The 12,314-nt window shown below is 42.7% G+C and carries 10 protein-coding genes and 3 tRNA genes; 8 read left to right on the plus strand and 5 right to left on the minus strand.

Annotated features, from left to right (window positions below; all coding sequences use genetic code 11):
• The first annotated feature begins 319 nt into the window (after window positions 1-319).
• From ACR63T_RS09470 to ACR63T_RS09490, 5 genes are all read left to right on the plus strand, one after another.
• Entirely contained in the window at window positions 320-1,522 is a 1,203-nt protein-coding gene (locus tag ACR63T_RS09470) for a pyridoxal phosphate-dependent aminotransferase (RefSeq protein ID WP_472783824.1), read from the plus strand.
• 342 nt (window positions 1,523-1,864) lie between these two features.
• A tRNA-Asn gene (locus ACR63T_RS09475) sits at window positions 1,865-1,940 on the plus strand.
• Window positions 1,941-2,241: 301 nt separating this feature from the next.
• Window positions 2,242-2,317 (plus strand) — tRNA-Asn (locus tag ACR63T_RS09480).
• A 228-nt stretch (window positions 2,318-2,545) separates the two neighbouring features.
• Complete coding sequence (locus ACR63T_RS09485) at window positions 2,546-2,872, plus strand: CopG family transcriptional regulator (RefSeq protein WP_201569721.1); 327 nt, start codon at window positions 2,546-2,548, stop codon at window positions 2,870-2,872.
• A 310-nt stretch (window positions 2,873-3,182) separates the two neighbouring features.
• The gene (locus ACR63T_RS09490) at window positions 3,183-3,917 is read left to right on the plus strand and encodes a hypothetical protein (protein WP_201569722.1); all 735 of its coding nucleotides are present in this window, start codon (window positions 3,183-3,185) and stop codon (window positions 3,915-3,917) included.
• A gap of 115 nt (window positions 3,918-4,032) precedes the next feature.
• On the opposite strand, the gene ACR63T_RS09495 is transcribed toward ACR63T_RS09490, so the two are convergent.
• The 4 genes from ACR63T_RS09495 to ACR63T_RS09510 form a co-directional block, all read right to left on the minus strand.
• A complete protein-coding gene (locus ACR63T_RS09495) occupies window positions 4,033-4,809 on the minus strand; it encodes a hypothetical protein (protein ID WP_472783825.1) in 777 nt (258 codons plus the stop codon).
• A gap of 273 nt (window positions 4,810-5,082) precedes the next feature.
• Window positions 5,083-5,173 (minus strand) — tRNA-Ser (locus ACR63T_RS09500).
• Between the two features lie 110 nt (window positions 5,174-5,283).
• Window positions 5,284-6,471 carry a type I glyceraldehyde-3-phosphate dehydrogenase gene (locus ACR63T_RS09505; RefSeq protein WP_472783826.1) on the minus strand — a complete coding sequence of 396 codons (1,188 nt, stop codon included), beginning with the start codon at window positions 6,469-6,471 and terminating at the stop codon, window positions 5,284-5,286.
• 88 nt (window positions 6,472-6,559) lie between these two features.
• The gene (locus ACR63T_RS09510) at window positions 6,560-8,518 is read right to left on the minus strand and encodes an AAA family ATPase (RefSeq protein ID WP_472783827.1); all 1,959 of its coding nucleotides are present in this window, start codon (window positions 8,516-8,518) and stop codon (window positions 6,560-6,562) included.
• A 354-nt stretch (window positions 8,519-8,872) separates the two neighbouring features.
• On the opposite strand from ACR63T_RS09510, the gene exaC reads away from it, so the two are divergent.
• The 3 genes from exaC to ACR63T_RS09525 all read left to right on the plus strand — a co-directional run bounded on the left by exaC (window position 8,873) and on the right by ACR63T_RS09525 (window position 12,028).
• Window positions 8,873-10,399, plus strand: coding sequence for an acetaldehyde dehydrogenase ExaC (gene exaC / locus ACR63T_RS09515; RefSeq protein ID WP_472783828.1), 1,527 nt, complete (start codon window positions 8,873-8,875; stop codon window positions 10,397-10,399).
• Between the two features lie 96 nt (window positions 10,400-10,495).
• On the plus strand, window positions 10,496-11,524 hold the full coding sequence (adhP, locus tag ACR63T_RS09520) for an alcohol dehydrogenase AdhP (protein WP_201569727.1): 1,029 nt from the start codon (window positions 10,496-10,498) through the stop codon (window positions 11,522-11,524).
• A 177-nt stretch (window positions 11,525-11,701) separates the two neighbouring features.
• Entirely contained in the window at window positions 11,702-12,028 is a 327-nt protein-coding gene (locus ACR63T_RS09525; protein WP_201569728.1) for a DUF779 domain-containing protein, read from the plus strand.
• A 45-nt stretch (window positions 12,029-12,073) separates the two neighbouring features.
• Here the strand turns inward: ACR63T_RS09525 and ACR63T_RS09530 are convergent, their stop codons facing one another.
• Complete coding sequence (locus ACR63T_RS09530) at window positions 12,074-12,292, minus strand: DUF2798 domain-containing protein (protein ID WP_201569729.1); 219 nt, start codon at window positions 12,290-12,292, stop codon at window positions 12,074-12,076.
• Between the last annotated feature and the right edge of the window lie 22 nt (window positions 12,293-12,314).

The raw sequence follows: 12,314 nt of genomic DNA on the forward strand, positions 1-12,314 counted from the left end.
GGCGATAAAAGTCATATTTTAGATTGAGTCTTAAAATGTCCTAAGCAAAACTGACTTTATTAAGATAGAGGGACAGGCTAAATTACAGTTATTTCCTATGCATAGCGGCATAAGACAGCGCACTATCTACATGCTACAATATGGCGACCTAAAACTATAAAATGCTTAACTGAGATATCGCCTCGACTATAAATTCGATCTATTCTTAGCAAATAGTTAAGCTTACTATAGCTTTTACGGTCCTCTTCAAATAGCTACCGCTATGCAAGCCGTACCTGAACTATCCCAACTTATCTAACTCGTTTATAAAGGATTTCACATGAGCGAACTGCAACTATCTGACCGCGTTAATAGTATCAAACCATCACCAACCCTAACGATCTCTAATAAAGCCGCAGAGCTAAAAGCAGCAGGCAAGGACATTATCGGTCTAGGCGCGGGCGAGCCTGATTTTGATACGCCGCAGTATGTAAAGCGAGCGGCAATCGACGCCATCAACAGTGGTTTTACCAAATACACGGCGGTCGATGGTACTCCAGGGCTCAAAAAGGCCATTATCGACAAATTTAAAAACGATAATGATATCAGCTATGAGCCAAATGAGATCTTAGTATCGGTAGGCGGTAAGCAGTCATTTTTCAACTTATGCCAAGCGTTTATCAATGCTGGCGATGAAGTTATAATTCCAGCACCATACTGGGTCAGCTATCCTGACATGGTCATTATTGCCGAAGGCAAGCCTGTCATCGTAAAATGCCCTGAAGATCAAGATTTTAAGATCACCCCTGAGCAGTTAGAAGCAGCGATCACTGAAAAAACCAAGATGCTCGTGCTTAACAGTCCTTCTAACCCAACAGGTATGATCTACAGCTTAGATGAGCTAAAAGCGCTAGCTGAGGTGCTCAAAAAGCATCCGCAAGTCTATATTGCCTCTGATGACATGTACGAGCACATTCGCTGGACAGGCGAGAAGTTTTACAACATCTTAAATGCCGCGCCTGAACTCAAAGAGCGCGCTATCATCCTAAATGGGGTCTCAAAAGCCTATGCGATGACAGGCTGGCGTATCGGTTATGCGGGTGGCCCTGCCAAACTGATTGTCGCGATGAAAAAGGTGCAAGGACAGTCGACCTCATGCCCAACTTCTATCAGCCAAGTAGCAGCAGAAGCCGCTATCAATGGCGATCAAAGCGTCCTTGATCCTATGATTGAGGCGTTTGAGAAACGTTGTGACTTAGTGGTAAATGGCCTAAATGCTATCAAAGGCATCACCTGCTTGCGTCCAGACGGTGCGTTCTATGTCTATCCTAATATCAAACCGCTGATAAAAGCTGCTGGCCTATCGTCTTGTACTGAGTTCTCAGAATGGCTACTTGAAAAAGTTGGCGTTGCTGTAGTGCCTGGTGATGCATTCGGTCTTGGCGGCTTTATGCGTATCTCTTACGCTACTGATGAAGCCACGCTAAAGGATGCCTTACAGCGTATTGAAAGCGCAGTTGCAGAATTAGATGTAGCTGAATAACTTGAGCTGCTCATCATAAACGGCAAATAGTAGTCATAAAAAAGACGTCCAACTGCGAGCATAGCTCTTGTCTTGCGGACGGGCAAAGCAGTGCTCTGCTTGTACCGTCCTCAGGACGTTTTTTTATATCAGGGCAAAAAAAGAGCATAAATGAGCGAATTTAACTAAAAACAAAAATTTATCATCATAAATTTGCTAAAAACAGCAAAAAGGGCTTGACCTATTTTTTATCTTTGCTAGAATACGCCCCACTTAGCAACAACTCGTAAGAGTAATTGCCGGGCTAATTATAAAGTGCTTTTTATATCATTGTTTTATAAAGTCACTTTTATAATTTACTATTCCTCAATAGCTCAGTTGGTAGAGCGTCGGACTGTTAATCCGTGTGTCCCTGGTTCGAGCCCAGGTTGAGGAGCCAAATTTAGTCAGTTATTAATTAGCTGCATTGAATCATCTTTGATTCGATTATGGCATATGCCAAGACCCTCATCACTTTGATGAGGGTTTTTTTATGGCGGCTAGGATGCGTTATGAGTAAGCTATAGGTCTCAAAACCTTGGTAAATATGAACCCTTTATCGATAAATTTAAAAATTTAGCTTATATTGATAATTAATAGAGTATTAAGGTTGACAGGCTTAAGCGACTTGGCTAAAATGTGCCTCACATAACGCGGACTAGCTTAATGTTTTAAGCACATCTTTAGTTATAATCATCTATTCCTCAATAGCTCAGTTGGTAGAGCGTCGGACTGTTAATCCGTGTGTCCCTGGTTCGAGCCCAGGTTGAGGAGCCATATTGTAGTCATCGAAAAGGCCTTTATCAGTATTTGATAAGGGCTTTTTTGTGGGTGTTAAATAGTTTTTTGACTATTGAGTTATGTTCAGAACAACTGCCGCTGTATTTCTTATTGCACTACAGATAAGCGTTGGATAATGCTATCATGGCAAGGTGTCAGACATGTAAGAGTAGACACAGTTATCAATCACGCAGTTTATCTTATCCACTAAATTAATGGTTTGTTATGATACCTACTCGTATAAAAAATAAATTCTCTGATCACCCACAAAAGGTCACCCGCCCTATTAGTATCCGTCTGTCTGAGGAAATGATTGAGCTATTGAACGCTACGTCATCAGAGCTAGGGTTTAAGCGTATTCAAGGTCTGATTCGTCTATATATCCGTCAAGGTCTTGATCGTGATCATCAGGATTATACACTCGCGCATGATGAGCTGTTTATCGAGACGCTACGTAAGCGCGGTGTCAGCCAACGTATCATCGATGAGGCTATTATCAAGACCCATAATAACAGTATTAGTCATCCACTATCTGAGCTACAAGATAACTAATATAGTAGCTACTTAGCTGCTTATAAGTCCAGTAACTACTTATGACTGATATTTTTGTAGGCTAAGTTTGCTTAATAGCGCTTAGCCTTTTTATTGGCCTCATTTTCTCTCGTTCTTTTTTTAGCTGTTGGCTGACTGATCAACTTTTTAGTAACACCAGCTGCTAAAAATTATTATCTTGCAAAATTTAACACAATATTAATGATGGTTAACTTGCGCAAACACGGTATATTAAAGATTATTATTTCGATAAATGAACGATCTGATGTAGTTTTTATATATTTTGTATAGATGATAAGGGAGAGCAACAATGGTTGTAATAAGACAGCGTTTGAGTGCGACATTACTTTTAGCTTTTGCTTTAGGTACGACAGCTATTATCAGTGGCTGCTCTATGCCGCAAGACGACCCTGTTGAGCAAACCATTCCTACCGACTCAAATCAATGGCAAAAAAAGCTTGGTGATACTTTTGAGCAGCTGCCTGAGGCTGATAGAAGCTTGCTGAGTCGTTATATGCTACGTATGAAGCTGAGCGACGCTTATGAGTCAGGCGCGATGCCGCGCACGACAATCAAGCAAGCTTTGATACAGCAGCGCGAGTATGAACGCCTGCACCCTAATAATCCAACGGGCGAGAAAAGTCCTGTAGTGGCTAACCAGCAAAAAGGCACTATCAATGCGCAGACTTATCCTGTCGCCCTACTACCTGTCAAAACCAGCGATAGCGATAGTCTAAATCAAGTGAAAATGCAGTTTATATTATCTAATCATGGCACTGTCCCTATTGAGAGCTTTAAGGGTGATCTAATGATGAAAGATGCCAAGCTAACTAAGGGTAAGCGATTCAATGTGCCTTTGACCCAGTTTGACAACCCTATCGTCCCTGAACAGTCTGGCAAGTTAATCATCGAGAGTAGTATCGAAGATATCAACGTTATGCGAGCGATCAAAAACTCACAAAATGTGTCGGTTGAAATTCTTAAAGGCACGTTGACATTAACGGATGGTCAAAAGATAGAGTTTGCTGAGAAGCTGGTGAAGTGAGTTATAGTCATTGTTTGAAATTGATATATAAAGTGTCTCACATTAAAAAGCCCTAGTTATTTTAAACTAGGGCTTTTTAATACAAGGGTCGAATAATATCTACAGTCTATTAATACTAGCTACCAAAATACATGCCTCTACCTCCGCTACCATTAGTACCGAGAATCAATAGATCAGTATTACCGTCATCTAATATTGACACTCCAGTGAGTGTCTCTCCAGCAGCGACACATTTTATTTGGTTAAATGTTACACTGGTCGTATAGTATCGTTCTGAAACAGCTGGAGTAAATTTACCTGATATTTTGCAGCCTTTGCTATCCTCACCAGTGAAATTACCATCTGTAGTGAATTTAATCGTTGCTTCAGCTGCGCCTGTACCACTCGTCACATATAGAGGACCTGTAAATGTTTTACTATCAATAAGATTCAACGTATGTTTTTTAAAAGATGCCGTGTTGAAATTTAGCGTATATTTTATTGAGTTCGAAGCCACTTCAAGAATTGTTCCTGTAATGACATTTGATTTATAAGTACCATTAATAGTAGTCTCTTGAGAGCCGCGGTTATCATATGGGTAATTTCTAGCTGCTACCGAAAAGTTGCTATTATTGAGCAATACTGGGCCATTAGTAGTGAGAAAGCCTATTACTTCTTCTTCGGCATCTGCAATCTCTGCATAGGTGAACCACATCCTGCTATCATCATCAACTAAGCCCTCTAGCACTTCACCTTCATCTGTAGTACCTGTATAAAAACCTGGCATTAACTTGACACTAGTATTCGGATCAGGATTAGGGTTAGGATTAGAACTTGAGTTAGAATCAGAATCATCACCGCCACAGCCTAAAAGGGCAGCTCCCACTACTATATACAACGCTAGTTTTTTCATTGCATTATCCTCTTGTTGGCCTACAAAAAAATAAATCAGGTAGCATGAAGCTAATATCCGCCTTAACAGATATTTATGTCTAGTATTTTTTTGTTGTATTAGTGTTCAAAAGATAACTACATTAAGCTATACTACTGATCTCAAATAATATTTAGGATTATTTTTCACTTAATAATAATAATTAGCTAGAGTTATCATCAAAACATCGCGCATAAAAAAGCCCCAATCAATTATGATTGGGGCTTTTTATCAGTACTTAGTAGCACTTAAATTTGGAGGAGACGGAGAGATTCGAACTCTCGAAGGGCTACAAACCCTTGTCGGTTTTCAAGACCGGTGCATTCAACCACTCTGCCACGTCTCCATTTGTGCATCATTATAGCGATCTGAAATAAGAATGCAAGTACTTAACGAAAAAAAATTAAATTATTTTGCAAAGACACTATTTTGGATTTTTAGTGATCCGAAGACTGCCTATTTAGTAGCCTGTTGGTTAACAGATAAGTGTAGACACATATCTAATAAACGATTGGCATAGCCCCATTCATTGTCGTACCAAGCAAACACTTTATACTGATTACCAACTTGCATCAATTGTTGACCATCGATGATAAGTGACTCCGTTTGATGAATAAAGTCACTTGAGACCAGCGGCTCATCGGTATAAGCCATAATAGTGTCCAAATAGCCTTTACTGGCAGATTGCAGCACTTCACGCATGGCCTCAATACTAATGTCAGGTGTGTTAAATACAAAAGTCACATCGATAGCGGCCACATCGATAGTGGGTACTCGAATAGAGTGACCATTGATTTTACCTGTCATATTAGGCAGTACACGCTCAGTGGCAGCAATGCTGCTAGAAGTCGTCGGGATAATATTATAACCAGAAGCTCGGGCGCGTCTTAGATCACGATGCGCTTGATCGAGTACCGTTTGATCCGCAGTGACGGCATGAATCTCAGTCATCATCGCCGACTCTACCCCAAAGGCTTTATCCAAGCTATCTATCAGTGGCACTAGCGCTTGAGTAGTACAAGAGACACCAGAGATAATCGGTAGCTCACAAGTTAGCTCATCGCTATTGACGCCCATGACAATACAAGCGTCAACATCATCGAAGGGTGCAGCTCCTATGATAACCTGTTTGGCTCCTGCGGCAATATGTAAGCTTGCTTGGCCATAAGAGCGAAAATGTCCTGTACATTCAAGCACTACATCGACATTTAAATCCTCCCAAGGTAGATCTTTGGGGCTCTCTCGAGATAACAGGCGAATACAATATATTTTGTCTTTTTTAGTCAAGCACAGCTGAATATCAGATTTGGCACTGGCAGAAGATTTTTGCTGCTGATCGGTGATACCATCTTGCACAATATGGGCACTAACGCCTAACTGGCTCAAACGCCCGTGAGTGCTGTCAAACTTTAATAGATGTAGTAAGGTTTCGGCAGGTGCCAAGTCATTGATCGCAACGACATGTACCCCCCGACCAAGTACCTCAAAGCGCTCAAGTAATGATCTGAGTACATTGCGACCTATGCGACCAAAACCATTAATAGCGATGCGCAGAGGCTGAACATCATCACCCGAATTATGGACAATTAAGTTATCAAAGTCGCGATTTACAGGGTGATAAGTGGCATTGGCAAAATCAGACATAACAAGGTATCACTGTAGGTAGAAAAACGAAGTTTAGCAAAAGGTGAGAATCAGAGTTAAAACAGATAAAAGACTATTCGCTTATAAATTAAGGGCTAATAAAAATTAGCGCTAAACGTATAGTATTATAATCGACGTTTTGTTTGAGATAGTCGTAGATAGGGCGTAATTTAGCACTGCCATCATCATTGAAATCATTGGGATTATTAGCGACTTTTATGGCGACATAAGCCGTGCCAACCGCTGTCATTATTTCATCATCAGGGCGCAAGTGATCGCAAGCAAGGCTTGGATCTTGATGTTTGAGCTCACTAATATGGCGCATAATAGTCGATTGTGCAAGCTCGCGCGTCTGCGCAATCTCGGCAATCGTTAGGCTTTCCTCTAGTAATCGCTTAGTCTCTAGCAAGGTTGTGTCTGATTTATCAGCGACTTGGCTACCCTTTGACTGCTTTTTATCTTGTAGTATTTGCTGCTGCTCGCGGCGCTTTTTTTGTAGGGTCGCGTAAGCATCAATGATAGTTTTACTGTTGGTACCGCCTGACTGAGTCACAAATTTTTCATGAGCTTGCTGCATGCTTTTTGCGTCTAACATGGCATAGTTGGCATCTGCTTCTTCTGATAGCGCTAAAAAGCGCTTATCAGCACCGCGCGCGAGTGGATCAAGCTGTAAGCTCATAGTATTCATACCGAGTAGCTGTAGACCTGCCAGCGACTTCAGCCTCGATAGCGCGACATAGCCTTGTCCCAGCTCAAAGGTACGCGATAGATCAATCTCGGCCGCATCCAAGGTCATACCTTGCGACTTGTGAATCGTAATCGCCCATGCCAAACACAACGGCACTTGACTATAGCTTGCAAGCACGTCGCCCGTTTCATCTTCAATGATCCACTCTTCTGGCTCAGCAATGACTTCTCGCCCTGAATTAAGCCGTACTACGGGCATCTTTTGTGTGCTTGTTTTTTTGTCCTCAGCCTTAGCTTTTTCTTTTGACTTATCTTTTGTTTTAGCATTAATAGCTTTATCATCGTCAGCTTCATTTCCAAAAGCAATAGCTTCATCATCACTCATGTCTGCTTTGGCATCGCTCTTAGCTTTTGTCTTATTAGCGCTGTCATCGACTTTTACAGCGGCAAAACCAATCAGCTCACCCATCGTACCGTTTGAGACATTAAGCTCAGTGTTGTTTTTAATAAACATGACTTTTGCGCCGACTTTAAGGATCAGCTCATCTTGGGTTCGTACTGTTTTTTTGAGCGTATCGACCAGCTTATCCTCACCAATGGAGGTTGCATCAAAGCGCTTCATCTCACCATTTAGTTCAGCAAGCTCTTTATCATTGATTTTATTAACGTTCAAGTTATGGGTATAGAGTCGTGTACGCTTGATATCGACATCTTGATCATAAGTCGCCTCAAGTGCTGCAATAGCTTCAAAACTGACATCCTGACGACGGATTTGATTCAAAATATCATCTAAATCAAGACCACCCTCTGCCACCGCACTGACCTGTCTGTGCTGCTCACTCAAATAGCAGATATGAAACTCAGCATCTAGCCACGCCTCAGACATAAAAGCAAACTTATCGCGATTACTCTCTCCCTTACTACCAATAGGAGGCAGCTGAAAAAAGTCTCCCGCGACTACTACCTGAATACCACCAAAGGCTTTATCGCTCTTACGGACGTGCTTGAGCACTTGATTGACCAAATTGAGCTGCTTGGCATGCAACATCGATATCTCATCAATGATTAGCACAGCAGTATCTTTGAGCCTATCTGCCAAAAACTGCTTGCGTGACAAATTGGTCAAATCACGATCCGATAGCTCATCTTTTATACCGATGCCTGACCAGCTATGAATCGTTGTCCCATTCATATGCGTGGCAGCAATACCCGTACTGGCTGTCACTGCAACAGGCACCCGACGCGCACGCAAGTAATTGATATATTGATTAAGAGTATAAGTCTTACCAGAACCTGCAGAGCCTGTCAAAAATACATTTTGACCCGTTTGCAAAATATTAAGAGCAGAAGATTGACGCATAAACTTAAACCAATTTGTAGATTTTTGAATGAGCAGGTATTAACGCTATTAAGCGCTACTCCCTAAAATATTGGCAACAATTATAACAGCTACTCGCAGATTACAAACCTTTTAAACCGTTAAGCTTTACAAACTATCAATTATAGGCGAGCAATAAAAATATACTAAAAAATAACTATCAGTGTGGTCAAAAGTTCAGTATGATAGAACAGTCATCAGATCAAGAAGATCGGCTGGCTAGGTTAGCTAAGTTATAAGTCATTACTATTTTTAGTAAAACCGGCTTATGGCAAGACTAGCAAAAGTAAGTCCATAGCAAAAGTGCTTAAACAATAATCCGACAAGGAGTGTTTTATGTTATACCCGTATCCGAACACCAACGACAGCAGCGTTCAATTTAAAGAAAAATATGACAACTTTATCAATGGCGAATGGACAGCGCCCGTCGATGGTGAATACTTTGACAACACTAGCCCTATCGATGGCAAAGTCATCTGTCAAGTAGCACGCTCTAAAGAAGCCGACATCGAAAAGGCATTAGATGCCGCTCATGCCGCCAAAGACGCTTGGGGCAAAACCAGCGTGACTGAGCGCTCCAATATTTTGCTTAAGATCGCTGATAGTATGGAAGCCAACCTAGAAGCAATCGCTATCGCTGAATGCTACGAGAACGGTAAGCCCGTACGCGAAACCTTAGCCGCTGACATTCCACTCGCCATTGATCACTTCCGCTATTTTGCAGGTGCCATTCGCGCACAAGAAGGCAGCCTTAGTCAAATCGATAACGACACTGTCGCCTATCACTTTCATGAACCCCTTGGCGTCGTCGGTCAGATCATTCCCTGGAACTTCCCAATCTTGATGGCCGTATGGAAGCTTGCGCCAGCTCTTGCTGCAGGTAACTGTATCGTCCTAAAGCCTGCTGAACAAACGCCTGCCTCTATTCTATTTATGCTCGATATCATTGGTGCAGCAGATATTCTTCCCAAAGGCGTCCTTAACGTCGTCAATGGTTTTGGTGTTGAAGCCGGTAAGCCGCTCGCCTCTAACCCACGCATCAACAAAGTCGCCTTTACAGGTGAGACCACTACGGGTCGCTTGATCATGCAGTACGCTAGTGAGAATATCATTCCCGTCACCCTAGAGCTTGGTGGTAAGAGCCCGAATATCTTCTTTGCCGACGTTATGGATGAAGATGACGAATTCTTAGACAAAGCTATCGAAGGCCTCGTGATGTTTGCGCTTAACAGCGGCGAGATCTGTACTTGTCCATCACGCGCGCTCGTTCATGAGAGCATCTATGATGAGTTTATCAAACGTTGTGTCGAACGTGTCAAAGCGATCAAAATGGGTAATCCACTAGACACCGATACCATGATCGGCGCACAAGCGAGCTCAGATCAGCTAGAGAAAATCCTATCTTATCTCGATATTGGTAAAAAAGAAGGCGCTAAAGTGTTAGTTGGTGGTGAACGTGCCAAACATGATGGTAGCATTGCAGAGGGCTACTATGTACAGCCGACTATCTTTGAGGGCACGAATGATATGCGCGTGTTCCAAGAAGAGATCTTTGGACCTGTGCTCTCGGTCACAACCTTTAAAGACGATGATGAGGCGATGAGTATTGCCAATGATACGCTATATGGTCTAGGCGCAGGTGTTTGGACCCGCAGTGTACACAAGGCCTATCGCTTTGGACGGGGTATTCAAGCAGGTCGTGTCTGGACTAATTGTTATCACCTCTACCCTGCTCATTCTGCATTCGGTGGTTATAAGCAGTCTGGTATCGGGCGTGAGAATCATTTAATGATGCTCAATCATTATCAGCAAACTAAGAATATGCTGGTCTCTTATGATCCAAAAGCGATGGGCTTCTTTTAAGCCTATCACAAAGGCGCTGTGCCATTAACTAGGCGCGGCGCGTTAATGATGTTTATAGAACATCTAATCCCAAGATCGTTACAAGGAGAAAGTAACATGGCTAATAAAATGAAAGCGGCTGTACTACATGAGTTTAATCAGCCCTTGCAGATAGAAGAAGTCGACATCCCAACCGCAGGCCCAGGCGAGATCGTCGTCAAAATGCAAGCCTCAGGCGTCTGTCACACTGACTTACATGCCATCGAAGGTGATTGGCCTGTAAAACCTAGCCCGCCATTTATCCCAGGACATGAAGGGGTTGGACTAATAACAGAAGTTGGCGAAGGGGTTACTCATGTCAAAGAAGGTGACCGCGTTGGGGTGCCTTGGCTATACTCTGCCTGTGGTCACTGTACCCACTGCCTAGGCGGCTGGGAGACCTTGTGTGAGCGTCAACAGAACGCAGGCTATTCAGTCAATGGCAGCTTCTCAGAGTATGTACTCGCCAATGCCAACTATGTCGGTATCATCCCTGAAGGTGTTGACTCTATTGAGATTGCACCCGTGCTGTGTGCAGGCGTTACCGTATACAAAGGTCTAAAAATGACCGAAGCTAAGGCTGGCGATTGGGTGGTCATCTCAGGTATTGGTGGACTCGGTCACATGGCCGTACAGTACGCCATTGCGATGGGACTCAATGTCGCAGCGGTCGATATCGATGATGAAAAACTTGAGTTTGCCAAAAAGCTTGGTGCAACTATTACGGTCAATGCCAAAAACACTGATCCTGGTGAGTATCTAAAAGAGGAGATCGGCGGCGCTCATGGTGTCCTTGTAACCGCAGTATCTGCTATCGCCTTTGATCAAGCGCTAAGCATGGTGCGACGTGGTGGTACAGTGGTATTCAACGGCTTGCCAACAGGTGATTTCCCAGTCTCTATCTTTGATACGGTATTGAACGGTATTACCATCCGTGGCTCAATCGTCGGTACACGCCTCGACTTGCAAGAGTCATTAGATATGGCAGCCGCTGGCAAAGTCAAAGCCACCGTAACCGCTGAACCACTTGAGAACATCAATGATATCTTTGAGCGTATGCGTAAAGGACAAATCGAAGGACGCATCGTCATCGACTACGCTATGTAATCCATCGTTTGTTATTGAGGCATTGCTCCAAAGACGTCTCAGTAACGAGTTTGTTTAATAAACACTAGGTCGTATTATTTTCAGTAGCATGCTATAAATGGTGTCACTGGATATGATACGACCTTTTTATTTTTAGTAAAAATTCCATAAAAATCATTTTATGACAAGGAGATTATTATGAAACTTGAAGCCACCCAAGCTGGTATCGAATTAATCGAGCTATTAAAGTCTAAGCATGGCAAGCTGATGTTCCATCAATCAGGCGGCTGCTGTGATGGTAGCTCACCGATGTGTTATCCGCTCGGTGAATTCAAAGTTGGCGGGCAAGATGTCTTGATCGGTGAGCTGGCAGGGTGTCCGTTCTATATGGGCAAAGCGCAGCACAAGCTCTGGCAACATACGGATTTGACGATCGATGTGGTCGATGGGCGCGGCGCGAGCTTCTCACTTGAGATACCAGAGGGCAAACGCTTTATTGTGCGCTCTGATATCTGCGAGATTTAAGTCAAGTCATCAAAGCATTATCCGCGTTTTATCTTGCCGATTTTATTAGGTACTCAAAATCCGCTTAGTCAGATTTTGTACAGGTTGACCGATGATTAAAACGGCAAAGAAAGCAGCTGGTAACGCTATTTTCCAAGCATTAAAGAAATTTACAAAGAAGGTTTCTGACCATCCTAAGTTTATAAAGGTAATAAACATTGTCATCATAAATGACAATAACACGGACATAATCGCTGTATTAACGATTCTAAATTTGATATTCATAGTTAACCTACAAAGTGAGGTT

The organism is Psychrobacter sp. M17(2026), assembly GCF_055699815.1.